Origin of the sequence: Actinoplanes sp. NPDC051859 (assembly GCF_044452725.1) — a bacterium.
GTDB lineage: Bacteria > Actinomycetota > Actinomycetes > Mycobacteriales > Micromonosporaceae > Actinoplanes.
The window spans coordinates 80,391-104,047 of the sequence record NZ_JBITBX010000009.1; the positions used below are offsets into that span (position 1 = coordinate 80,391).

The 23,657-nt window shown below is 69.7% G+C and carries 18 protein-coding genes; 10 read left to right on the top strand and 8 right to left on the bottom strand.

The window, feature by feature from the left end; translation table 11 throughout:
- Positions 1–296: 296 nt before the first annotated feature.
- Positions 297–1,418: a hypothetical protein gene (locus tag ACIA1L_RS22785; protein WP_396074882.1), complete on the bottom strand. Its 1,122-nt coding sequence runs from the start codon at positions 1,416–1,418 to the stop codon at positions 297–299.
- A gap of 112 nt (positions 1,419–1,530) precedes the next feature.
- On the bottom strand, positions 1,531–2,610 hold the full coding sequence (locus ACIA1L_RS22790; protein WP_396074883.1) for a hypothetical protein: 1,080 nt from the start codon (positions 2,608–2,610) through the stop codon (positions 1,531–1,533).
- A 342-nt stretch (positions 2,611–2,952) separates the two neighbouring features.
- On the opposite strand from ACIA1L_RS22790, the gene ACIA1L_RS22795 reads away from it, so the two are divergent.
- On the top strand, positions 2,953–3,132 hold the full coding sequence (locus ACIA1L_RS22795) for a hypothetical protein (RefSeq protein WP_396074884.1): 180 nt from the start codon (positions 2,953–2,955) through the stop codon (positions 3,130–3,132).
- Positions 3,133–3,170: 38 nt separating this feature from the next.
- On the opposite strand, the gene clpB is transcribed toward ACIA1L_RS22795, so the two are convergent.
- On the bottom strand, positions 3,171–5,765 hold the full coding sequence (gene clpB, locus ACIA1L_RS22800; RefSeq protein ID WP_396074886.1) for an ATP-dependent chaperone ClpB: 2,595 nt from the start codon (positions 5,763–5,765) through the stop codon (positions 3,171–3,173).
- A 127-nt stretch (positions 5,766–5,892) separates the two neighbouring features.
- Here clpB and ACIA1L_RS22805 point away from each other — a divergent pair, with 127 nt between their 5' ends.
- From ACIA1L_RS22805 to ACIA1L_RS22820, 4 genes are all read left to right on the top strand, one after another.
- Complete coding sequence (locus ACIA1L_RS22805; protein ID WP_396074887.1) at positions 5,893–7,086, top strand: sugar efflux transporter; 1,194 nt, start codon at positions 5,893–5,895, stop codon at positions 7,084–7,086.
- 4 nt (positions 7,087–7,090) lie between these two features.
- Complete coding sequence (locus ACIA1L_RS22810; RefSeq protein WP_396074888.1) at positions 7,091–7,588, top strand: cation:proton antiporter regulatory subunit; 498 nt, start codon at positions 7,091–7,093, stop codon at positions 7,586–7,588.
- Between the two features lies 1 nt (position 7,589).
- Positions 7,590–8,795, top strand: a complete 1,206-nt coding sequence (locus ACIA1L_RS22815; RefSeq protein WP_396074889.1) for a cation:proton antiporter — start codon at positions 7,590–7,592, stop codon at positions 8,793–8,795.
- Positions 8,796–9,015: 220 nt separating this feature from the next.
- Positions 9,016–9,462 (top strand): hypothetical protein, encoded by a 447-nt coding sequence (locus tag ACIA1L_RS22820; protein ID WP_396074890.1) that lies wholly within the window; start codon positions 9,016–9,018, stop codon positions 9,460–9,462.
- Positions 9,463–9,504: 42 nt separating this feature from the next.
- Here ACIA1L_RS22820 and ACIA1L_RS22825 read toward each other — a convergent pair whose 3' ends face one another.
- From ACIA1L_RS22825 to dnaK, 4 genes are all read right to left on the bottom strand, one after another.
- Positions 9,505–9,948 carry a heat shock protein transcriptional repressor HspR gene (locus tag ACIA1L_RS22825; RefSeq protein WP_396074891.1) on the bottom strand — a complete coding sequence of 148 codons (444 nt, stop codon included), beginning with the start codon at positions 9,946–9,948 and terminating at the stop codon, positions 9,505–9,507.
- 34 nt (positions 9,949–9,982) lie between these two features.
- A complete protein-coding gene (gene dnaJ, locus ACIA1L_RS22830; protein ID WP_396074892.1) occupies positions 9,983–11,173 on the bottom strand; it encodes a molecular chaperone DnaJ in 1,191 nt (396 codons plus the stop codon).
- Positions 11,174–11,240: 67 nt separating this feature from the next.
- Positions 11,241–11,867: a nucleotide exchange factor GrpE gene (grpE, locus tag ACIA1L_RS22835; RefSeq protein ID WP_396074893.1), complete on the bottom strand. Its 627-nt coding sequence runs from the start codon at positions 11,865–11,867 to the stop codon at positions 11,241–11,243.
- On the bottom strand, positions 11,864–13,762 hold the full coding sequence (gene dnaK / locus ACIA1L_RS22840; RefSeq protein WP_396074894.1) for a molecular chaperone DnaK: 1,899 nt from the start codon (positions 13,760–13,762) through the stop codon (positions 11,864–11,866). The genes grpE and dnaK overlap by 4 nt, the downstream gene beginning before the upstream one ends.
- A gap of 1,044 nt (positions 13,763–14,806) precedes the next feature.
- Between dnaK and ACIA1L_RS22845 the strand changes: the two genes are divergently transcribed.
- The 3 genes from ACIA1L_RS22845 to ACIA1L_RS22855 are packed head-to-tail and all read left to right on the top strand — an operon-like array spanning position 14,807 to position 19,394.
- Positions 14,807–16,444 carry an ABC transporter gene (locus ACIA1L_RS22845; protein WP_396075112.1) on the top strand — a complete coding sequence of 546 codons (1,638 nt, stop codon included), beginning with the start codon at positions 14,807–14,809 and terminating at the stop codon, positions 16,442–16,444.
- The gene (locus ACIA1L_RS22850; RefSeq protein ID WP_396074895.1) at positions 16,441–18,135 is read left to right on the top strand and encodes a GTPase; all 1,695 of its coding nucleotides are present in this window, start codon (positions 16,441–16,443) and stop codon (positions 18,133–18,135) included. The genes ACIA1L_RS22845 and ACIA1L_RS22850 overlap by 4 nt, the downstream gene beginning before the upstream one ends.
- Positions 18,136–18,170: 35 nt before the next feature.
- The gene (locus ACIA1L_RS22855; protein ID WP_396074897.1) at positions 18,171–19,394 is read left to right on the top strand and encodes a hypothetical protein; all 1,224 of its coding nucleotides are present in this window, start codon (positions 18,171–18,173) and stop codon (positions 19,392–19,394) included.
- Between the two features lie 84 nt (positions 19,395–19,478).
- On the opposite strand, the gene ACIA1L_RS22860 is transcribed toward ACIA1L_RS22855, so the two are convergent.
- Complete coding sequence (locus tag ACIA1L_RS22860; RefSeq protein WP_396074898.1) at positions 19,479–21,116, bottom strand: hypothetical protein; 1,638 nt, start codon at positions 21,114–21,116, stop codon at positions 19,479–19,481.
- Positions 21,117–21,530: 414 nt separating this feature from the next.
- Between ACIA1L_RS22860 and pdhA the strand changes: the two genes are divergently transcribed.
- Complete coding sequence (gene pdhA / locus ACIA1L_RS22865) at positions 21,531–22,670, top strand: pyruvate dehydrogenase (acetyl-transferring) E1 component subunit alpha (RefSeq protein ID WP_396074899.1); 1,140 nt, start codon at positions 21,531–21,533, stop codon at positions 22,668–22,670.
- On the top strand, positions 22,670–23,656 hold the full coding sequence (locus tag ACIA1L_RS22870; RefSeq protein ID WP_396074900.1) for an alpha-ketoacid dehydrogenase subunit beta: 987 nt from the start codon (positions 22,670–22,672) through the stop codon (positions 23,654–23,656). Before pdhA ends, ACIA1L_RS22870 begins: the two co-directional genes overlap by 1 nt.
- The last annotated feature ends 1 nt before the right edge of the window (position 23,657 follow it).

Below are 23,657 nucleotides of genomic sequence, written 5' to 3' on the forward strand. Positions count from 1 at the left end.
GGAACGATTGACACATGTAGTTAACTCGTGAGTAACAGGAAATATTGTTAACAGAACTTTACGCTGCCACTCCGCTGTTCAGGGCATAGATGCAGCTCAAAGCGCCTTTGGCGGGTGCTGGTCTCGCAGTCCGAGACAACGACGGTCATCAACCGAGTACGCACTGACACCGATGTCATCGGCGCACATCTGCCCGTTATCAGGGACAGCCCAACCAGTCAGCGTTAGTAATCAGACTCACGTCGCACAACGCTACCCGTTCGGGTGACCCATCACCGTCGATGTCGCAGCCTTGATCAACTGGACCGTTGCTCGGGAGAAGACACATCGGGGTGGTGCGAGGCCGATTCAGACCCGTCACTTCCCTCGGAAATATTCGATGTGGACTCCGCCACCGTCGAGGGAAATGCAGCGTTCTCTGCAGAGAGCGACTCTGGCGCCACAGAGGGCGAATCCGACTCGGTGCCGCGCGGCTCCCCCACAGAGATCGTTGCGGGCGGGACGTTCGTCACAGACGGTGAAGGCCGGGCGGGCGACGGGTCGGAAACGGGCTCGGGGGCGGTCGGCGTCATCGGCCGCGGCGCAGCCCACGGACTCGGCTCCTCCGGGGACGCGGGATGGGCAGCTCCCGGAAGCGCGGGGTGGGCAGCTCCGGGGAACGCAGGGTGGGCAGCTCCGGGGAGCGCGGGGTGGGCAGCTCCGGGGAGCGCGGGATGGGCAGCTCCGGAAAGCCCGACGCCAGGCGGCACCACACCGGGAGCGGACGGATACGGCGCCCCGTAAACCGGCACGCCCTGCGGGAATCCGGCCGGCGCCGCGCCGTAGCCGCTTCCTGCCACAGCCCCGGGAACGAACGGCGCCGGTTGGGCGGGCTTGGGAGCCTTACCGAAAAATTCCCGCGGCGCCACCAGCAGCAGTACGGCCACCAGCACGTAGCCCACCAGCTGAGCCAGCCCCAGCCCCACGTTCAGGGTGAGCCACGAGTCCGGGTACGCGTCCGACAGCGCCCGGCCGAGCGATCCCGACGCCCCGCCGCCGCCGTTCTGCAGAGCTGTCGTCGTGGCAGACGCACAGCCCCCAAACACGCCCAGCCCACACACCACCAGGCTGGCGATGCGCATGCCGTTGCTGCCTCGACGCAGTCCCAGGGCAAGCACTACGTACAGGGCGAACAGGATGATGGCCAGGATCGCGCCCATGGCAGCGATGATCCACAGGACGGTGACCATGCCGTCGACGTCCTCGCCAGCGCCGGCTGCTGCACGGAACCGGTCGACCGTGCCGGGCGCCACCGTGACCGCAACAACGGCATAAGCGAGGCCCACCACCGCCATGACGATGAGCAGGGCGGCGGCGAAGCCGACGGAGGCCGGGCGGCGGGGCGCCGCGGGGGGTGCGGGCTGCACTGCGTACGTCATAAAAGGTCTCCCGGTGATCCGTTGCGGACGAACCTACCCGGACACGACACACGCCGCCGGGCTTACCCGGCGGCGTGTGGATAACCGAAGGTGGTGCGTCAGCCAGCCCTGGTCAGGACGGGTCGGCCGGCCGGTGTCCGGGCTGATCCGGCGCTGCCGGCGGCGTGGCGTCCGGCACTGCCGGCGGCGCGGTCGGGTCAGCAGGCGGCGGAGTAGACGACGGCTCAGGCGACGGCGACGGCGACGGCGACGGCGACGGCGAAGGTGCCGGCGACGGCGACGGCGACGGCGACGGTGCCGGCACGCCCCACGGGTCGGTCGCCGGCACGCTGCCGGCGTGCGGCGAACCGCCGACCGGCGGCGGCGTCGGCTCAGCACTGCCGGGGTAAGCCGGCTGCCCAGTATTTGTGAACCCACCGGACTGCGGTTGACCCGTCAGCGGGTCGCCCGTCTGCGGGTAACCGGGGTGCCCGGGCGCTGCCGGATAACCAGGCTGCTGCGGGTAACCGGGCTGCGGGTAACCGGGCTGACCGCCGGGCTGCGGGTAACCAGGCTGCGGGTATCCGGGGTAGCCCTGCGGCTGGCCGGCCTGCGGGTAACCCGGGTAGGGGTACGGCATCGACGGGTCCCAGGCAGCCTGCGGCTTACGGAAGTACGCGTTCGCGGCCGGCAGCATCAGCAGGATGAGGGCGCCCAGCAGCGCCAGCACGATCAGGACGGTGAGCGTCGTGTTGAGCGGCATGTACCAACTGGGCAGGGCGTTGTTCATCGCCGTTTCCAGTTCCCGCGCGCTGGGTCCGCCGGTGGAAGTGGTGTCGAGGTTCATGCCGCTGGTCGCAGCGGTGCCGAGCAGGCCGAATCCGCTGCAGCAGAGGAAAATGCCGCCGACCACCCAGGTGGTGACGCGGGAGCCCTGCCGACCCCGGTTGTTGAAAATCGCCAGGATGGCGAGGCCGGCGGCGATGAGGACGTTGATAGCCACGCCGATGACGCTCACCACGACGATGAATGACTCGGTGCCCTGCTGGCTCGTGCCCCTGTAAAGGTCGCTGTAGACGTCCGAGATGGTCGAGACGGTGACCAGCGACAGCACCGAGGCGATCAGGGACGCCGCAGCAGTGGCATACAGCAGGTACGACGAAACGGTCACGACCGTGGGGCGTGAAAGCGGTGCCGGTACTCCGGGGTACATCGGCGCTCCCTTCTAGATCCACTCACGGTATCGGGTTGGCGCGAGATCTGCGGACCCGAGGACGCGACGCGGGATGTGTGGCAACATCGCCCAACGTAGGACGAAATCGGATGAAATAGGTCGCTCGTTTGAGGGGCGACAGGAGTCGATCCCGCCTCATACACTTCCATCTCGTGGCGCGCCGCAGGCAACAGAAACCCTCGGCGCCGTCGGTTGCCCGACCGAGTCGCCGCCCCCGCTCACCTATCGCTGGGGCCGAGGCAGACCGGATCAGGGCGCCCTAGTTCGCGAGTCGCGTGTCCATGCCGCGACCGCCCAAACCCGTTAGGACCGGTGAGTCCCATGCCCCACGCAGACACCTTGACCGTCGTGCACCACGACGACACGAGGACCCGCTACAAGGACGTCCGATATCAGCTCCACCGCGACGGCATCAAGATCTGGTCCGAAGACGGCGAGCACACCGTCACGGACATCCTGATGACCCATGCCTACCGCCAACGGACGGCGAACAACAGATAGCGAAAAGGGCCCCCTCCCACCCGAGGGGGCCCTTTTGCTCAGGCGACAGCGCGGGTCACGCGCAGCCCATCCTTCTGATCGTTCAGGTCCACCAGGACCGTGTCCCCGTCGACGATCTCCCCCGCGAGCAGCGCCTTCGCCAGCGAGTCGCCGATCGCCGACTGCACCAGCCGGCGCAGCGGCCGGGCGCCGTAGATCGGGTCATACCCGTGCTCGCCCAGCCACAGCACCCCCGCCTCGGTGACGTCCAGGCTGAGCCGGCGGTCCGCGAGCCGGGACCGCAGCCGGCCGAGCTGAATGTCGACGATGGCGGCCAGGTCCTGTGCGGTCAGGGCGTGGAAGACCACGATGTCGTCCAGCCGGTTGAGGAACTCCGGCTTGAAGTGCCCGCGTACGGACGCCATGACCTCCTCACGACGCTCGTCCTCGCCGAGGGTGAAGTCGGAGCTGACCGACGAACCCAGGTTGGAGGTCAGCACCAGGATCGCGTTGCGGAAGTCGACCGTACGGCCCTGACCGTCGGTGAGCCGGCCGTCGTCGAGCACCTGCAGCAGCACGTCGAACACGTCCGGGTGCGCCTTCTCCACCTCGTCCAGCAACACCACGCTGTAAGGCCGACGCCGGACCGCCTCGGTGAGCTGACCACCCTCCTCGTAGCCGACGTACCCGGGTGGGGCACCGACGAGGCGGGCGACGGAGTGCTTTTCGCCGTACTCGCTCATGTCGATGCGGACCATGGCCCGCTCGTCGTCGAAGAGGAAGCCGGCGAGGGCTTTGGCGAGCTCGGTCTTGCCGACGCCGGTGGGGCCGAGGAAGAGGAAGCTTCCGGTGGGCCGGTCCGGGTCGGCGACGCCGGCGCGGGCCCGGCGGACAGCACCCGACACGGCAGCGACGGCTTCGGCCTGGCCGACCACCTTGGCCTGCAGTGACTCTTCCATCCGCAGCAGTTTGGCGGTCTCGCCCTCCATCATCCGGCCGGCCGGAATGCCGGTCCAGGAAGCGATGACTTCGGCGATGTCGTCGGCGCCGACCTCCTCCTTGACCATCGGCGGCTCGGTCTTCTCGTCCTCAACAGCCGAGGCGCTCTCGATCTCCGTCTCCAGCGCGGGAATCTCCTGGTACTGCAGGCGGGACGCCCGTTCCCAGTCAGCCTCGCGCTGGGCGCGTTCCAGGTCGGCGCGGGTCTGGTCGAGCTTCTTCTTCAGCTCGCCCACCCGGTTGAGGCCACCGCGCTCGCGTTCCCAGCGGGCGTTGAGGGCGGTCAGCTCCTCCTCGCGGTCGGCGAGGTCCCGCTCGAGGCGCTCGAGGCGGGCGATCGACGCCGGATCGGTCTCCTTCTCCAGCGCCAGCTTCTCGATCCGCATCCGGTCGACCTGTCGTTGCAGCTGGTCCAGCTCGACCGGCCGGGAGTCGATCTCCATGCGCAGCCGGGAGGCCGCCTCGTCGATCAGGTCGATGGCCTTGTCCGGCAGGAACCGGTCGCTGATGTAGCGGTCGGACAGTGCGGCGGCCGCGACCAGGGCAGCGTCGGTGATCTGCACCCGGTGGTGGGCTTCGTAACGGCCCTTCAGGCCGCGCAGGATGCCGATGGTGTCCTCAACCGTGGGCTCACCGACGACGACCGGCTGGAAGCGGCGCTCCAGGGCCGGGTCCTTCTCGATGTGCTCGCGGTATTCGTCCAGTGTGGTCGCGCCGACCATGCGCAGCTCACCGCGGGCAAGCATCGGCTTGAGCATGTTGCCGGCGTCCATCGAGCCCTCGCCCTTGCCGGCGCCGACGACGGTGTGCAGCTCGTCCAGGAACGTCACGACCTGGCCGTTGGAATTGCGGATCTCCTCGAGGACGCTCTTGAGCCGCTCCTCGAACTGGCCGCGGTACTGCGCGCCGGCGACCATCGCGCCGAGGTCGAGCGAGACCAGCTTCTTGTCCCGCAGCGTTTCGGGCACGTCACCGGCCACGATGCGCTGGGCCAGGCCTTCGACAATCGCGGTCTTGCCGACACCAGGCTCACCGATCAAGACCGGATTGTTTTTGGTACGCCGAGACAGCACCTGCACCACGCGACGGATCTCGGCGTCCCGCCCGATGACCGGGTCGATCCTGCCTTCGCGTGCCTGCGCAGTCAGGTCGACGCTGTACTTCTCCAGCGCCTTGTAGGTCTGCTCCGGGTCCTGGTTGGTGACCCGGCGCTCGCCACCGCGCACGGACGGGAACGCCGCGACCAGGGCTTCCTCGTTGGCGCCCACGTCGTGCAGGGCCGCGCCGACCGGTCCGCCGACCCGGGACAGGCCGGCGAGCAGGTGCTCGGTGGACACGTACTCATCGCCGAGCGGCTTGGCGATCAACTCGGCCTCACCGATGGCGTTGACGAACTCGCGCGAGAGGCTGGGCTCGGCGGTGCTGGAGCCCCGGGCGGAGGGCTGCTGCTCGACCGCTCGGGCGGCGGCGCGGCGTACGTCCGCGGGGTTGGCACCGACCGCGCGAAGGAGGGCCGGTGCGGTGGATCCGCCGGTGTCGAGCAGCGACAGCAGCAGGTGCCACGGCTCGACGGTGGCGTGCCCGCGCTGGTTGGCATCGGCGACCGCGCCCGTGATCACGTCGCGGCTCTTGGTGGTCAGACGTTCGGCGTTCATGAGCTCCCCTGATCGAACTTTCCAGAGAATGCGGATCCGCGAGGTACAGCGCCCGGAGACTTGAGCGTATTCCACTCAACTCTAGGTCGGCGAGCGATTCGGACGGAAGGGCCGTAACGTGCGCCACATGTCCCTCGGCACGGCGCGGCGCACGCCGCCGCTGACCCGCGCACTGCTTCCTCTGGGTCTCGTCTTCCTCGCCGTCGGCGTCTCGACCGCGCTCGTCGGGCCGTTCCTGTCGCTCTTCCTCAGCACCGAGGTCGACGCGGGCCCGATCGAGGTCACGATCTTCCTGGTCGTCGCGCCGCTCTCCGGTGTGCTCGGCTCGACCCTGATCGGCCGGTTGTCCGACCGCTGGCCGATCCGGCGTGCCCTGCTCATCGGCGGCGCGCTGGCCGGCACGATCGGCTGCGCGTTCACCGCGGTCGTCCGCGACTACTGGGTGCTGCTCGGGTTGACCGTCACGGCCCTGGCCGTCGCCAACTCACTCTTCCCGCAATCCTTCGCGTACGCCCGACAGGTCCTCGAACGCGATGCGCCAGAGCGGGCGGCGATGGGCATCAGCGCGCTACGGACCGTCTTCTCGCTGGCCTGGGTGGCCGGGCCGCCGCTCGCCGCGTTTTTGCTCGACGCCGGCGGATTCGCCCTCGTCTACGGCGGCGCCGCCATCATGTACGCCATCGCCGCCGCGATCGGCCTCGGCTGGCTCGACAAGGCAGGTCCCGCAGCCCCGGCACCCGTCGACTCCGCGGCGGACGAGCCTGGCACGACCCGGTGGACGCTGCTGTTGACCGCCCTCGCCTTCACCCTGCTGCAGACCCCGCTGACGCTGGGCATCCAGGCGTTGCCGCTGCTCATCGGGACCGAGCTGGGCGGAGACGCCGCCGCCGCGGGCCTGGTGCTCGGCCTCTGCGCGGCCCTGGAGATCCCGCTGATGCTGGGCCTGGGTGTGCTGTCCACCCGGCTGCCCTTGCGTGCGCTGCTCTTCGCGGGCGGAGCGTGCGGGGTCGCGTACTACGGGGCGGCCGCGGTCGCCACCAGCGTGTGGGTGCTATTCGCCGCGCAGATCCTCAACGCCCTGTTCATCGCGGCGGTGTCCGGGCTCGGCATCTCCTATATGCAGAACATGCTGCCGGAACAGCCTGGCCGGGCCACCACGCTGTTCACCAACTCGTTCCCGCTCGGCGCGATGCTGGCCGGGCCCCTGTTCGGCCTCTCCCAGCAGTTCGGTTACCGGCTCGCGTACGTGCTGTGCACCGGCCTGTGCCTCGCCGGCCTGGTGGTGCTGACACTCGCGCGGCCCGGCACCCGTTACCGTTGACCCTGTGCGTGTACGGGTAGAGCAGACTCCCCTTCCTGGCATCGGTGTCCGCCACGATCTGGTGACGTCGTCCGGGCGTACGGTCGGCGTGGTCTCCCACCGCAACGGCCGCCGCGACCTGGTGCTGTACGACGTGGACGACCCCGATTCGTGCCTCGCCTCGATACCGCTGACCGACGACGAGGCGGAGGCCTTGGCCGATGTCCTCGGCGCGTCTCTCATGCTGGGCCAACTGTCCGGCCTGCGGGAGCAGGCGGCGGGCCTGCTCACCGAGCAGGTCGCCCTGCCGGCGGGGTCCCCGTTCGTAGGCCGCAGGCTGGGCGATACCCGGGCCCGCACCCGCACCGGTGCCTCGATCGTGGCAGTGCTGCGTGATCGTGAGGTCGTCCCGTCCCCGGAGCCGTCGTTCGTCTTCGAGGCGAACGACGTGGTCGTCGGTGTCGGCACCCGCGACGGCCTGGGTGGCCTGACCGCCATCCTCGCCGGCGATCACGGCGACTGAGGTGCACGAAACGACGATCCTGCTGATCGAGGTCGGCGCGCTGCTCTTCGCTCTCGGCATGCTGGGCCGGCTCGGCCGGCGGGTCGGCCTCTCACCGATTCCGCTCTACCTGCTGGCCGGGCTCGCGTTCGGGCACGGCGGCCTGCTGCCGCTGGCGGCCAGCGAGGAGTTCATCGAGGTCGGCGCCGAGATCGGCGTCATCCTGCTGCTGGTGATGCTGGGCCTGGAGTATTCGGCGACCGAGCTCGTCGGCAACCTGCGGGCCGCGGCCCCGGCCGGTCTCATCGATGCCGTGCTCAACGCCCTGCCCGGGGCCGCCTTCGCCTTCCTGCTCGGTTGGGGCTGGGAGGCGGCACTGGTCCTGGCCGGCATCACCTGGGTCTCGTCCTCCGGCGTCATCGCCAAGGTGCTCGCCGACCTGGGCCGGCTCGGCAACCGGGAGACCCCGGTGATCCTGTCCGTGCTCGTCATCGAGGACCTGGCCATGGCGTTCTATCTGCCGCTGGTCACCGCCGTCCTGGCTGGGGCCGGGCTGATGGGCGGAGCGAAAGCCCTGGCCGTCGCGGTGCTCACGGTGGTCGCGGTCCTGGTCGTGGCGATCCGGTACGGCCACGCCATCTCGAGCTTCGTGTCGGTGAAGGACGCCGAGGCGTTGCTCCTCAGCGTGCTGGGACTGACGCTTTTCGTGGCCGGGGTAGCAGCCGAGCTGAACGTCTCCGCCGCTGTCGGGGCGTTCCTCGTCGGAATCGCCCTGTCCGGCCAGGTCGCGCACAGCGCCGTGCAGATGTTGTCACCGCTGCGGGACCTCTTCGCCGCGGTGTTCTTCGTCTTCTTCGGCCTGTCCACCGACCCCGCCGCTATGCCGCCGGTGCTGCTGCCCGCGCTGGGGCTCGCCGCCCTGACGATGCTGACCAAGGCGATGACCGGCATCTTCGCGGCTCGGCGCAGCGGCATCGCCCTGCCCGGTCAGGTCCGCGCCGGACTGGCCCTGATGCCCCGGGGCGAATTCTCCATCGTCATCGCTGGGCTGGCCGTGGCCTCCGGTGTGGAACCGGAGCTGGCCCCTCTCGCCACGGCATACGTGCTGATCACGGTCGTGAGCGGCCCGCTGCTGGCACGTTTGCCGGATTACGCCTGGTTCAAGACGATCGTGCGCCGGCGAATGGCCGTGCAGCGTCCGGTCGAGCCCCTGCCCGCGGCGGACTGACCTGGGCATTGCCGTTTTGCGCAATGCTACTGACCGGTATCTGAAAGTGATAACTCATCACTTCCGCCGAAGCGATCTCACGCGCTACCGTGTCGCCGCGACAACAACGAGTTAACAGGGTGACCAGCGACACGCCGGGTACCAGGAGATCTCGGCGCAGGCGCGGACCCTGAGCCTTTCAGGAAGGCGAGCGGATGATCGAGCGTAGTGGGGCGGCATCGTGACCGTGCGTGAGTCGACTTTCTTCGGATTCGCCAACCCGGTCGACCCCCGACCGGAGGAGCTGCAGGCGTGGGCCTACCACCCGGAGGCCGTGCCGCTCGACGCGATGCCGTCGGACTGGGACCTGCTGATCGCCGGTGACGTGCTGGCCCCGACCCTGTTCGAGCTGGCGATGGACCGGCAGTGCCCGGCCCGCCGCTTCGCCCTGCACTGCATGTACATCTACGCGGCCGACGGCGTGCGTCCCAACGCGTCCACCCAGCGCAAGCGCCGGCTGAAGAAGTACGTGGAGCGGGCCGAGGAGGTCGGTGACGAGCCGATGTCGATCTGGGCGCACAACTGTCGGGTGCTGATGAACCGCCCGGAGCTCTTCGACTACCAGGAGTGGATCGAGGGTGGCCTGGTGCGCCACCCTCGTCGACTTGCCATGTTCGGGCGCCGCTGACCGGCTCGGTGTCTCAGCGCACCCGACTCAGCGGGCCGGATTTCAGCGCTCCCCGGCGCGCCGCGGCCGCCAAACGACCAGCGCGGTCGACGGCCGCTCCTGCCGCACCAGATCGCGGCTGGGATAGGGACCGACCGAAGTTTCCAGCTGGGCAATCCGCTGGTACGCCGCGGACAGTTGGGCCTCCAGCTCGGCGACCCGCTCCTGCAGCTCACCGGCGAGCTGTTCCAGGCCGATGATCCGCTTGACGCCGGCCAGGTTGACGCCGTCCTCCTGGCTCAGCCGTTGCACTTCGCGCAGCAGAGCGACATCCCGCTCGCTGTAACGACGACCGCCACCACCGGCCCGGCCGGGCTGCACCAGGCCGAGCCGGTCGTACTGGCGCAGGGTCTGCGGATGCATCCCGGCCAACTTCGCGGCGACGGAGATGATCAGGACCTTCGCATCGGAGGCCTGCTCCACCGAGACACTGATCTCTTCGTACATCTGCCACCTCCTCGAACGGTCCTGCTCCGAGCGATTATCCCCGGCGCAGCCGAGCTTCGATACGTCCTCGTTCCGGGCTCGGGCTGAGCTTGGCGAACTGCTCCAGCGCATCGCGGGCCTCGTCCGAGATGCCGGACGGCACCTGCACCTCGACGGTGACCAGCAGGTCGCCGACCTGGCCGTCGCGGCGCTGCACACCCTTGCCCCGCGCGCGCAGCTTGCGCCCGCTCGGCGTCCCCGGCGGCACCCGTAGCGTCACGGAGGCGTCCAGGGTGGGCACGCGTAGATCACAACCGAGCACCGCCTCGGGGAACGAGATCGGCACGGTCAACGTGATGTCGTCGCCGACCCGGCCGAACAGGTCGTCGGGCCGCACCCGGACCTGGACGTACAGGTCACCGGCCGGACCGCCGCGCTCGCCCGGCTCACCCCGGCCGCTGAGCCGGATCCGCTGCCCGTCGGCGACACCGGCCGGGAAGCGGACGTTGATAGTGCGATTCTTGGTGACCCCGCCGGTGCCGCGGCATTCCGGGCACTTCTGCTCGACGACGGAACCCGCGCCCTGACATTCCCGGCACGGCTCGGAGAAGCTGAACGAACCCTGGTTCCGAGAGATCAGGCCCGATCCCGAGCACTGCGAACACGTACGCGGCACCGTGCCGGGCTTCGCGCCGTTGCCGTGGCAGGTGTCGCACACTCCGGGCGAGCGCAGCGTCAGCGGCAATGTCGTGCCCTGCACCGCGTGCGCGAAGTCCAACGTCACCTCGGCCTCGACGTCCCGGCCGCGCTGCGGGCCTCGGCGCGGGCCACCGCCCGCACCCCCGCCGGAGAATATCGAGCTGAATATGTCCGAGAAGCCGGCACCGCCGAACCGCCGGTCGCCGGGGCCGCCCGCGCCCGCGCCCGCGCCGCTGAACCCGCCGAACAGGTCGGACGGGTCGAACTGCCCGCTGCCGCCGGATCGGGCACCCCGGCGGAACGCGCCGGAGCCGAACAGCGAGCGCATCTCGTCGTACTCTTTGCGCTTCTTGTCGTCGGACAGCACGTCGTACGCCTCGGATGCGGCCTTGAACCGCTCCTCGGCGTCCGTGTTACCGGGGTTGTGGTCGGGGTGGTTCTCCCGAGCCAGCTTCCGGTATGCCTTCTTGATCTCGTCGGCGGAGGCGGACTTGCCCACCCCGAGAACGGCGTAGAAGTCCTTCTCCAGCCAATCCTTCGAGCTCATCCGGCCCACCCCCTTCTGGGAATGCGAGAGGTCCCGCCCACCAGTTGGTGGGCGGGACAGATCATCGTCACGCGGGGTCGGCGACCGCGACCATGGCGGGCCGCAGCAGCCGCTCGCCCAGGGTGTAACCGCGGCGCATGACCTCGACGCAGGTCGGCTCGGTGACGTCGGCCGAGGTCAGGTGCGCGACCGCCTCGTGCCGGGTCGGATCGAACGGGTCGCCCTTCTCACCGAAGGCGACCAGCCCGAGCTTGCCCACGGCCGCACCCAGCGCCTCGGCCACCGTCGCGAACGGACCGACCAGGTCGCCGTGCTCGCGGGCCCGGTCGACGTCGTCGAGCATCGGCAGCAGCGCGGTGAGCACCGTGCCGGTGGTCTGCTCGGCGGCGGCGGACCGGTCCCGGTCGACGCGCTTGCGGTAGTTCGCGAACTCGGCGGTGACCCGCTGGAGGTCGCGGGTGCGCTCCTCCAGCTCGGTCCGCAGCGCCGCGAGCTCCGCGCCGAGACCCGGCGTGGTGGTCACCTCGTCCGCGGGTTCCTCGGCGGCGCGGTGCGCACCACCCTTGGCCTCCGCGGACTCCTCGGCTTCCCTGGTCACCGTGGTGTCCTTACCCTTCACATCGATCTTGCGGCGATCGCGGATGACGACCCGTTCGGTCGCCTGACCGTCGTTCTCGTCGTCCGCCCGGCTCACTTCTTGTCGTCCTCGACGATCTCGGCGTCCACGACGTCGTCAGCGCCACCCTGCGGTCCGGCGTTCGGGCCGGCGCTCGCACCCGCGGCACCACCGGCAGCGCCACCGGGCGCGCCCGGAGCACCGTCTGGGCCGGGGGCACCCTCGGCGCCTTCCTGCTGCTGCTGGGCGTACAGAAGGGAACCGGCCTTCTGGGAAACCGTCGCCAGCTTCTCGTGGGCGGCCTTGATCTTCTCGATGTCGCTGCCACCCAGTGCGCCGCGCAGGTCGCCCAGCGCCTCACCGATCTCGGTCTTGGCGTCTTCGGGCAGCTTGTCGCCACTCTCGGCCAGGAACTTCTCGGTCTGCCACTGCAGCTGCTCGGCAAGGTTGCGCGCCTCGGCGTCTTCCTTGCGCTTCTTGTCCTCGTCGGCGTGGTCCTGAGCGTCGCGCATCATGCGCTCGATGTCGTCCTTCGGCAGCGCGGAGCCGCCGGTGATCGTCATCTTCTGCTCCTTGCCGGTGCCCAGGTCCTTCGCGTGGACGTTCACGATGCCGTTGGCGTCGATGTCGAAGGTGACCTCGATCTGCGGCACGTTGCGCGGCGCCGGCGGCAGACCGGTCAGCTCGAAGGTGCCGAGCTTCTTGTTGTAGGCCGCGATCTCCCGCTCACCCTGGAAGACCTGGATCAGCACGGACGGCTGGTTGTCGTCGGCCGTGGTGAAGACCTCGGAGCGCTTGGTCGGGATCGTGGTGTTGCGCTCGATCAGCTTGGTGAAGATGCCGCCCTTGGTCTCGATGCCCAGCGACAGCGGGGTCACGTCGAGCAGGAGGACGTCCTTGACCTCGCCCTTGAGCACACCGGCCTGCAGGGCGGCGCCGACGGCGACGACCTCGTCCGGGTTCACGCCCTTGTTGGCCTCGCGGCCGATGAGCTGCTGCACCAGCTCGGAGACGGCGGGCATACGCGTCGAGCCACCGACCAGGATGACGTGGTCGACGTCGGAAACCTTGACGCCGGCGTCCTTGATCGCCTGCTCGAACGGCGCCTTGCAGCGGTCCAGCAGGTCCTGCGTCATCCGCTGGAACTCGGCCCGCGACAGGCTCATGTCCAGGTGCAGCGGGCCCGACGGACCGGCCGTGATGTACGGCAGGTTGATGCTGGTCGTGGTCGCCGCGGACAGCTCGATCTTCGCCTTCTCCGCGGCCTCGCGGAGACGCTGGAGGGCCATCTTGTCCTGCGACAGGTCGATGCCGTTCTCGCCGCGGAACGTCTTGACCAGGTGGTCGATGATCCGCTGGTCCCAGTCGTCGCCACCGAGGTGGTTGTCACCGGAGGTAGACTTGACCTCGATGACGCCCTCGCCCAGCTCCAGCAGGGACACGTCGAAGGTGCCGCCACCGAGGTCAAAGACCAGGACGGTCTGCTCCTTGGTGCCCTTGTCCAGGCCGTACGCCAGGGCGGCCGCGGTCGGCTCGTTGACGATGCGCAGGACGTTGAAGCCCGCGATCTCACCGGCCTCCTTGGTGGCCTGCCGCTGCGCGTCGTTGAAGTAGGCCGGCACGGTGATGACCGCGTCGGTCACGGTCTCGCCGAGGTAAGCCTCGGAGTCCCGCTTGAGCTTCATGAGCACCCGCGCGGAGATCTCCTGCGGGGTGTACTTCTTACCGTCGATGTCGATGGACCAGTTGGTGCCCACCTCCCGCTTGACCGAACGAATGGTCCGGTCCGGGTTGGTCACCGCCTGGCGCTTGGCGACCTCACCGACGAGCACCTCGCCGTTGCGCGCGAAGGCGACGATGGACGGGGTCGTCCGAGCACCCTCCGCGTTGGCGACGACGGTGGGCTCGCCTCCTTCCAGAACGCTGACGCAGGAGTTCGTGGTGCCGAGGTCGATGCCGACCGCTCGTGCCATGTTCGCTTCCTCGCTTCTCACCGGGCGTCTTACTAGCTGTCTAACACGTTTCCGGGTCCCAAGTTGAGCGGACCGGACTCAATGATGCCACGGCTTTGCCAGACCGCAAGTCGAAGTTGAGTCAACTCGACGCAACCCTGCGAAGAAGGTTCCCGTCCGGTCACGACGGGAGGGTCACCTGTTGTCTGTGATGCATAGATCGGGCACGCTTTACCCGTGACGACGCACGGTGACGCGGTCGGTCCGTCGGCCACTCCCGCCGCGACGGACACCCCGCCGACGAAACCCCAGACCAGCGGCGGTCCGGCCAGGTCCGCCACGACCGCGGATTCTTCAGGTACGCCCACAGCGCCCCCAACCGCACGACCCCCCGAACAGCGCTCACGGACCAACACCGGCGAACCCGACGAACGAGGCACTACCGCGCCCTCCCCTCAGTCCACGCGGTCCGACCCGTCTTCCTCGGCGCCCGTTGACTCCGACACGATGTCGGAGATTTCCAGTAAGTCCGGCGTGCAGACGCAAGATGCGGAAGCAGCGACGAAGGCAGCTGAACCAGCAACACAGGCTGAGCCAGAACTAGCAACGCAGCCTGAGTCGGACGTGCAAGCCGAGTCGACACAGGCCGAGTCCGAGGCGCAGGCAGAGCCGACATCCCAGGCTGAGCCCGAGGCGCAAGCAGAGCCGACATCCCAGGCTGAGCCCGAGGCGCAAGCAGAGCCGACATCCCAGGCTGAGCCCGAGGCGCAAGCAGAGCCGATTACACAGGCTCAGTCCGAGGCGCAGGGAGAAGCGGCGGCTCCAGCGGGGCCGGCGACTCCGGAGTGGCCGCCGCCGAGCGCATCCACCTCGGGAAACGTCGTGACAACTCAGCCCGCAGCCGCGATTGAGCCCGCCGAGCAAGGCGACCCCCAAGGCAGCACCGATCACAGCACGCCGCCCACCGAACCACTACCCACCGAGCCGCCACCTGCCGTCGGGCGGCTGGCGACGGCGCTGTCGGAGCTGCGGGCGGCAATCGGTGGGGCAACCTATCCGCTGGTCATGCCGTCAGCGGAAGAGGCCAGGCGGGTGGGGGCCGCGCTGGTGGCGCAGCTGGACGACTACCTGCTGCCGCGACTCGCGCGGCTCGACGCACCGCTGCTCGTGGTAGTCGGCGGGTCCACCGGCGCCGGAAAGTCCACTCTGGTCAACAGCCTCGTGCGGGCGCCGGTCAGTGCGGCCGGCGTGCTGCGGCCGACGACCAGGTCGCCGGTCCTGGTGAGCCATCCGGCGGATGCGTCGTGGTTCCGCAAAGGTGATTTGCTGCCAGGGCTGATCCGGACGACGGAGCCCGGGCACGACCCCGAAACGCTGCAACTGGTCGCCGCGCCGGCGCTCGGGCCGGGGCTGGCGTTCCTGGATGCGCCCGACATCGACTCGGTGGTCGACCGGAACCGGCAGTTGGCGGCGCAACTGCTGGCCGCGGCGGATCTGTGGTTGTTCGTGACGACCGCGGCGCGCTATGCGGACGCCGTACCGTGGGAATTGTTGAAGACGGCGCGGTTGCGCGGCACGGTGATTGCGCTGGTGCTGGATCGCGTGCCGGCGGAAGCCGCGGGTGAGGTGTCGGCGCATCTGGCCGAAATGCTGACCGAACATGACATGGGTGCGGCGCCGCTGTTCGTGTTGCCGGAGACCACTCTGGACGGGCAGGGGCTGGTTCCCGAGGAGGAGATCCGGCAGTTGCACGAGTGGTTTGTGCAGCTTGCCGCGGACGCCGACGCCCGGGCCGCAGTGGTGCGGCAAACCCTCAACGGCGCGCTGACCGCGCTCGGCCCGACCGTGGCGGGGCTGGCTGCCGCCGCGGATGAGCAAGAGGTCGCGGCGAAGACGTTGGAGGAGCGGGTGACCGTGGCCTACCGCAACGCCGGGCGGACCCTCGCGGACGGTTTGCAGGACGGTCGGCTGCTGCGCGGCGAGGTGCTGGCACGGTGGCAGGAATTCATCGGCACCGGAGAGTTTCTGCGCTCGCTGGAGTCCCGGATCGGCCAGGTACGCGACAAAATCGTCGCGGCGGTCACCGGGCGCCCCGCACCCGGCCGCAACTTGCAGATCGCGCTCGAATCGCAGCTGGTCACGCTGGTCCGCGGCGTGGCCTCCGACGCGGCCGAGCAGGCGTACGCGGCCTGGCAGGCCCATCCCGCCGGGTCCGAACTGCTGGCACCGGAGTTGCAGAAACCCGCACCTGACCTGCCGGAACGCGCCGAGCGGGCGATCCGCGACTGGCAGCAGTGGGTGCTCGACCTGGTGCGCACCGAGGCCGGCGACAAGCGGTTCGTGGCGCGCGGCGCGGCGTACGCGGTCAACGGCGTCGGCCTCGCCGTGATGATCGCAGTCTTCACGTCGACGGCGCTGATCCCGACCGGCATCGAGGTGGCGGTCGGGGCGGGCACCACGGTCGCCGCGCAGAAGGTGCTCGAGGCGATCTTCGGTGACCAGGCGATCCGTACCCTGGCCGCCCGGGCACGCGAGGATCTCGTGACCCGGATCGGCGTGCTGCTCGACCAGGAGGCGGCCCGTTTCACCGACCGGACCGGCGCCGCGCGGCTCGCGCTGGCGCCTGGCTCCGCGTTGCGGCAGGCTGCCACCGACGTGCAGAACGCCAGGGAGGAACTCGCGTTGACCGGTACGCCGACATGAGCCTCGCCGAGCGGGTCAGCCGCCTGCTGAGCGGCGACGACCGGGTGGACGCCCAGCAGCTTTCCGAACGGCTGTCGGCGTTGCAACGCTTCCTGCGGGCCACCGACCCGTACCTGCCGGACAGCGATCTCGTCGCCGCGCACACGCTGGTCGAGCGGGCGGGCAGCCGGCTCGCGCTGTCCCAGGACCACACGGTGGTGGCGCTGGCTGGCAGCACGGGAAGTGGAAAGTCCAGCCTGTTCAACGCGCTCGCCCGGCTCAAACTGTCGCCGGTGGGCGTACGCAGGCCGACCACCGGAGTGGCGCACGCCTGCGTGTGGGGTCCGTTGGAGCCCGCCAACCGCCTCCTCGACTGGGTGGGTGTGCTGCCCCGGCAACGTTTCGTGCGGGAAAGCGCGCTCGACGGTGATGACGAGGCTGCGCTGCGCGGCCTCGTGCTGCTCGACCTGCCCGACTTCGACTCCGTCGAGCACGGCCACCGGCTCGAGGTGGACCGGCTGCTCGGCCTGGTCGACCAGGTGGTGTGGGTGGTGGATCCGCAGAAGTACGGCGACCGCATCCTGCACAACGCGTACCTGCGCCAGTTCCGCTCGCACGGCGACGTCACGATCGTGGTGCTCAATCAGGCCGACCGGCTCAGCCCCGCCGACACCGAGCTGGTGTTGACCGACCTCAAGCGCCTGCTGGATGAGGACGGCCTGACCGGCGTGCCGGCCTTGGCTACCTCGGCAAAGCAGCCCGGCATGCTCACCGAGCTGCGGTCAGCCTTGGAGAAGACGGTCGCCGAACGCCAGGCCGCCCTGCGCCGCCTCGCCGGTGATCTCGACACGGTTGCCGAGCAGCTGAGTGTGACGATGGGGCCGCCGGCCGCCGAAGACGAGGTCGATCGGGCGACCGTACGGCAGCTCACCGACGCTCTTGCCGCCTCGGCGGGGGTGCCGGCGGTCGCTGCGGCCACCGCCGGCTCGTACCGGCACCGGGCGATTGCGAACACCGGATGGCCGCTGCTGCGCGGTGCCCGCAAGTTGCGGCCGGATCCGCTCAAACGACTCCATCTGGCTCCCACGCCGGAGACTTCCGAGCAGCACGCTGCCGCGCAGGATCTGGTGCCCACTCCGCGGACCTCGATACCCGCGGCGGACGCCGCACAGAAGTCCGCGGTGGGCCTGTCCGTGCGCGCGGTAGCCGCCCGGGCAGCCGCGCCGCTTCCCGAGGTCTGGGCGCCCGCGCTGAACACCGCAGCCCGGTCCAAACTGGCCGATCTGCCCGACGCGCTCGACCGCGCCGTCGCCCGCACCGACCTGGGCATGAGTCGCAAACCGTTCTGGTGGACGGCGGTCGGCCTGCTCCAATGGCTGCTCACCATCGCCGCGGTGGCCGGACTCGGCTGGCTGGTGGCCGGCTACGCCGTTCGGGTGCTCGGCCTGCCCGCCTTCGACACCCCGAAGGTCGGCCAAGTGCCGCTGCCCACCCTGCTGTTACTCGGCGGCCTCGCCCTCGGCTTGCTGCTGGCTGTTCTGCTGCGCCCGATCGTCAACGCGGGTGCCAGACGGGCGGGCCGACGAGCCGAACAACGGCTGCGCGCGTCAGTCACCGAAGTGGGGCGCGAGCATGTGGTCGCTCCCGTACGCGAGGTGCTCAACGGTTACGCCCAGGCCCGGGAGGCGCTGGCCGTCGTCCGTTCGGAATAGGGCCGCGGGCCTGCACTACTAGTAGGCTCGAACGCATGGCGGCACCTCAGAATCCGTACGACGCGGTCCTGCACGCGGCCCGCGACGTGGCGAAACTCGACTGTGCCCTGGATGCCGAAATGCTGGGCACCGCCCTGCTGGGCAGCGTGTACTCGGTGGCCACGACGAAACGTGCGGCGGCGGTTCGCGAGTTCGTGACACAGTTCCTCGCCGCGACCAGCCGGCGGCGCTCCGCCTCGGCGACGACGATCCGTGAGGTCTTCGCGACGCTCGTCCCGGACGCCGAAGGCGCGGCGGAGGTCCGTCGCGGCGCCCAAGCGCCGGCCTGGACGGAGCAACTCGGCCGGGTCCGCGCGACCGGCTGCTATGCGTACGGCGACGTCTATGGTGACCAGACGTCCTATCTGGTCACTTTCGCCTACGAGGACACCGAAGAGGGCGGGCCGGAGCACGCCGTCGTCGCCCTGGTGGACCACAACATCGGCATCACCAAGGACGTCTTCGTGGGCGGACCGGCGGACCGCATCCTCGGCCAGGTCCGGGAAATGTGCGCCGCTGACGAACTGACCTGGTTCCGCGAGGAAGACCCGGGCCGGCTGCGCACCGAGGTCAGCCGGCACCTCGAACTGACCGATGAGCTGAGCGACCTCCCCCAGGACGGCAACCTCGCCACCGACCGCGCGCTAGCCACCGCCCGGCTGTCGTTGCTGCCCAAGTCGACCGTCCCGGCGCTGATCGAGCCGCCCGAGCTCAGTGGCCCGGATCGCGAGCGCCTCCTCCGTGACTTCCTGGCCGCCCCTGAGGCCGCCCGGTTCGGTCTCGACGCGGTGGCCGCAGACGACGAGCTCGCCTCACTGCATTTCTGCCTCAGCCTGCTCCTCGACCACGCGGCCAGCCTGCCCGACACCGACCCGCTGCGCTGGAGTCCCGCGGTGGCCGGCCTCTTCCTGCTCGACTGGGTCCACCGGCGCGCAGTCCTGGACATGGACGACGCGGCGATGCTGCCCCGGGTGACTCGGGCCTGGACGGCGTACGCCCTGCGAAAGAAGGGCCTGCCGGACACCGCGACCGAGCAGACGGACACGGTGGTCGAAGAGATGATCCCCGAGTTCGCCCGCCTGTACGCGACCGGCGAAAAGCGCAGCCCGGCCACGGCCGCGGTCGCGCAGCTCATCTCCGAAGGCGTCGACCCGAACGACGCCGAGGCTATCGACGCCTGGATCGAAACCAACCGCCACCGCCTGACCGACGACTCCTGACTCGCCGGGCCTGCGGGCCGACGACTCCTGGCTTGCCGGGCCTGCGGACGGCAGAGGTCCGGCCGCATGGCGTCCGCGGCGTGTCTACCAGCGGTTGGTGTGATCCGGGTCGGCGTGGTGGCGGCCCACCCGGGACATCCGATCCATCGAGGCCGTGCGGTTGTCCTCGGCGCGGTGCATCCGTTCGGCGCGGTGGCTACCCCGGTAGGCGCGAGCGGCGAACTGGGTGCCGTCTGCCTGCTCGGCAACGGCCTGGTGGCGATGGCCGTTGTGGGTCCGGCTGGGCGTGCGGTCGGTGCGAAGATTGTGCGGGCGTTCGGTCATAGCGGACCTCCGGCTGCTGTCGGTCCGGGCGGACTGCACCCGGGCAAGGCTGACGATCTTCTTGGTGCCGTTGCTGACCGCGTTCGTCAGTCTTTTCGGCTGCTTGATGCGCTGGTCCGCGTTGTGTTTGCCGGCGCTGGGCTGGTTTTCGGTGACGGCCGTCCAGCGGCCGTGCCGGCCCGTGGGTGCGATGTGGACGGTGATGGAGCGGCTGGTGCCGGACCGGTGATGGGACCAGTGGGCACGGTGGTTGGCGTCTTCGCAGTGCTTGTGCGGTGACCGGTCCGGCCGGTGGTGGTGCGACGGACGGGACGAGCACTGCCCGCGGTCCGCGCACCACGGCGGCTTCGCCGGCGGCTGGGGTGAGTCGGAATCGTCCGAGCCGTCGTTTCCGCCGCTTTGGCCGCCGTCATCCGAGTCGGCATCGTCATCGTCGGAGCCATCCGGCTGACCGGGCGGAGTCGGTTCCTCATCGGGCTGACCCGGCTCATCGGGATCGCCCGGCTGGCCCGGCACCGAAGGCTCCCCCGGCTGACCGGGATCGCTCGGCTCGTGCGGCTGACCGGGCTCCCCCGGCTCGTGCGGCTGCCCCGGCTCGTGCGGCTGCCCCGGCTCGTGCGGCTGATCGGGCTCCCCCGGCTCGTTCGGCTCGTGGGGCTCGTGCGGCTGACCGGGATCGCTCGGCTGACCGGGATCGCTCGGCTGACCGGGATCGCTCGGCTGACCGGGATCGCTCGGCTCCGTCGGCTCACCCGGGTCCTGCGGCTGACCGGGATCGCCCGGCTGACCGGGTTCCTGCGGCTCACCGGGTTCCTGCGGCTCGGGCTCGCTGGGGTGGTTCGGATCCGATGGCTGGTCCGGCTCGCTGGGCTGGGTCGGCGTGGGGTGGTGGGGGCGGGGCGGGCTGGTGGGGTAGGGGGGTTGGTTCGGGCCGATGGGAACGGCCGGGCTGAGCCATTTCTCCGGGGTCTCCACGGCACCCGCGCCCAAGATGGGCGGCCGTTGCGGCGTCGGCGCCTGCGGATTGCCTGATGTGTCGGCGGGTGTGCTGCGGTTTTGGCGACTGTGCGCGTACTTATGGGGCTTCTTTTTTGGGGCTTGGCCTTGTGGCGAGCCGGTGCCGGACGTAGCCGGCGGCGAGGTGCGGACCGGGCCGGCGGACGGCGGGGGGATGAACGGGATGTCGGTGATGGTGGAGCCGCCATCGGCGAGTTCGTTCGAGCCGGCGGTGATGGCGGCGAGGGTCGGCAGCGAGGCCAGCCCCACCAGCATCACGACGATCAGCACGTAACGGCGGGTCGGTCCGGTCAGGCCTTCGGCGCTGTAGACGCCGTTGAGGCGTTTGCGCAACACCTTGATCGGTGGCACGAATCCGTCGTCGTGCGGCTGCTCCGGCACGCCGGCACCCTCCCCAGGATTTGAAGATCCACGTGGATCTCTCGGCTTGCAGGAGGAAACGACCAAGAGTGCGTTCGGGAGCGGTGAAAAGGGGCCGTTCAGACGGAAGTGACGGCACGAAAACCACTTAAATGGACAAATACGGGCACCTGCCACTCAGCGCGGATTTTTGGAACTGTGATCGACCTGACCTGTGGCGCCACTCACGTTCTCTGCGAGGATGGGGGCGACGGCACCGCCGTCGCCCTCCGCCAAACCGGCGGGGCGCGGTCGGGGTCGTCACTCCCCGGCCGGGTCGAGACCCGCCGAACCCACCGCGCGGAACCTCACCCGGCCAGGCGCGGCGTACCAGCGTTCAGCCGCGCGGACGGGCAACACCCGCCGTGGGCGCAGAGATGAAACAGGGAGACACGGATGGCGAACGACGAAAGCGAAGTCGGGGCAGACGCCCCGGCCGGCGGCTTCGTCCAACTGCTCACCCCCGAGGGCGAGCGGATCGACAGCGTCACCACGGCGGACGGCACGACCTACTCGGTCGACTTCACTGACGACGAGTACAAGGAGCTGTACCGGGACCTCGTCACGGTCCGGCGGCTCGACGCCGAGGCGACGGCACTGCAGCGGCAGGGCGAGCTGGGCCTCTGGGCCAGCCTGCTGGGCCAGGAAGCCGCGCAGGTCGGCTCCGGGCGCGCACTGCGCCCGCAGGACATGGCGTTCCCGACCTACCGGGAGCACGGCGTCCTCTACACCCGGGGCATCGACCCGATCATGCCGTTCGGCCTGTTCCGCGGCGTCGACCAGGGCGGCTGGGACGCCAACAAGTACAAGTTCAACAGCTACACCATCGTGATCGGCTCGCAGACGCTGCACGCGACCGGCTACGCCATGGGCGTCGCCATCGACGGCAAGACCGGCACGCCCGACGGTGAAGCGGTCATCGCCTACTTCGGAGACGGCGCCACCAGCCAGGGTGAGGTCAACGAGTCGTTCGTCTGGGCCGGCGTCTTCAACGCCCCGATGGTGTTCTTCTGCCAGAACAACCAGTACGCCATCTCCGAGCCGCTCGAGCGCCAGACGCGCATCCCGCTCTACCGCCGCGCGGACGGCTTCGGCTTCCCCGGCATCCGGATCGACGGCAACGACGTGCTCGCCACGTACGCCGTCACGCGCGCGGCGCTCGACAACGCCCGCAACGGCCAGGGCCCGACGCTGATCGAGGCCTACACCTACCGGATGGGCGCGCACACCAGCTCCGACGACCCGACCCGCTACCGCATCGCGAGCGAGGTCGAGTCCTGGAAGCCCAAGGACCCGATCAGCCGGATGAAGGCGTTCCTCACCAAGCAGAAGATCGCCGACGACACGTTCTTCGGCGACGTCGACGAGTCCGCCAAGACGCTGGCCCTCGACCTGCGCGAGCGCGTGCTCGCCATGCCGGACCCGCAGCCGATCTCGATGTTCGACAACGTCTACCCCACTGGCTCGCCCGAGATCGACGAGCAGCGCAAGCAGTTCGCCGCCTACCAGGCATCGTTCGACGGGAGTGCCCACTGATGGCTGACACGATCACCCTGGGCAAAGCCCTCAACCACGGCCTGCGCCGCTCGCTCGAAAACGACGCCAAGGTCGTCATCATGGGCGAGGACGTCGGCAAGCTCGGCGGCGTCTTCCGGATCACCGACGGCCTGCAGAAGGACTTCGGCGAGAACCGGGTCATCGACAGCCCGCTCGCCGAGGCCGGCATCATCGGCACCGCGGTCGGCCTGGCCATCCGCGGCTTCCGCCCGGTGTGCGAGATCCAGTTCGACGGGTTCGTCTTCCCGGCGTACAACCAGATCGTCGCCCAGGTCGCGAAGATGTACTACCGCTCCAACGGCAAGGTCAAGATCCCGATCACGATCCGGATTCCGTACGGCGGAGGCATCGGCGCCGTCGAGCACCACTCCGAGTCGCCCGAGGCGTACTTCGCGCACACCGCCGGCCTCAAGGTCGTCACGTGCTCGAACCCCGCGGACGCGTACGTGATGATCCAGCAGGCCGTCGCCTCGGATGACCCGATCGTGTTCTTCGAGCCCAAGCGCCGCTACTGGGAGAAGGGCGAGGTCGACCTCGGCGTCGACGTGTCGAAGGCCTACCCGCTGCACGCCTCCCGGGTGGTCCGTGAGGGCACCGACGCGACGCTGCTCGCGTACGGCCCGATGGTCCGCGTGGCGCTCGACGCCGCCCAGGCCGCCGCGGAGGACGGTCGGAACCTCGAGGTCATCGACCTGCGCACGCTCTCGCCGCTCGACCTCGACCCGGTGTTCGCCTCGGTCCGCAAGACCGGCCGCGCCGTGGTGATCCACGAGGCCCCGGGCACCCTGGGCATGGGTTCCGAGATCGCTTCCCGGGTCACCGAGGAGTGCTTCTACTCGCTGGAGTCCCCGGTCCTGCGCGTGACCGGCTACGACACCCCGTACCCGGCGTCCCGCGTCGAGGAGGAGTACCTCCCCGACCTGGACCGCGTCCTGGACGCCGTCGACCGTTCGTTCGGCTGGTGAC

Coding starts and splice junctions, on each gene's coding strand:
- ACIA1L_RS22785 (WP_396074882.1), bottom strand. CDS start 1,418: ATGACGTACGCAGTGCAGCCCGCACCCCCCGCGGCGCCCCGCCGCCCG.
- ACIA1L_RS22790 (WP_396074883.1), bottom strand. CDS start 2,610: ATGTACCCCGGAGTACCGGCACCGCTTTCACGCCCCACGGTCGTGACC.
- ACIA1L_RS22795 (WP_396074884.1), top strand. CDS start 2,953: ATGCCCCACGCAGACACCTTGACCGTCGTGCACCACGACGACACGAGG.
- clpB (WP_396074886.1), bottom strand. CDS start 5,765: ATGAACGCCGAACGTCTGACCACCAAGAGCCGCGACGTGATCACGGGC.
- ACIA1L_RS22805 (WP_396074887.1), top strand. CDS start 5,893: ATGTCCCTCGGCACGGCGCGGCGCACGCCGCCGCTGACCCGCGCACTG.
- ACIA1L_RS22825 (WP_396074891.1), bottom strand. CDS start 9,948: ATGTACGAAGAGATCAGTGTCTCGGTGGAGCAGGCCTCCGATGCGAAG.
- dnaJ (WP_396074892.1), bottom strand. CDS start 11,173: ATGAGCTCGAAGGATTGGCTGGAGAAGGACTTCTACGCCGTTCTCGGG.
- dnaK (WP_396074894.1), bottom strand. CDS start 13,762: ATGGCACGAGCGGTCGGCATCGACCTCGGCACCACGAACTCCTGCGTC.
- ACIA1L_RS22845 (WP_396075112.1), top strand. CDS start 14,807: ATGCCGTCAGCGGAAGAGGCCAGGCGGGTGGGGGCCGCGCTGGTGGCG.
- ACIA1L_RS22850 (WP_396074895.1), top strand. CDS start 16,441: ATGAGCCTCGCCGAGCGGGTCAGCCGCCTGCTGAGCGGCGACGACCGG.
- ACIA1L_RS22855 (WP_396074897.1), top strand. CDS start 18,171: ATGGCGGCACCTCAGAATCCGTACGACGCGGTCCTGCACGCGGCCCGC.
- pdhA (WP_396074899.1), top strand. CDS start 21,531: ATGGCGAACGACGAAAGCGAAGTCGGGGCAGACGCCCCGGCCGGCGGC.
- ACIA1L_RS22870 (WP_396074900.1), top strand. CDS start 22,670: ATGGCTGACACGATCACCCTGGGCAAAGCCCTCAACCACGGCCTGCGC.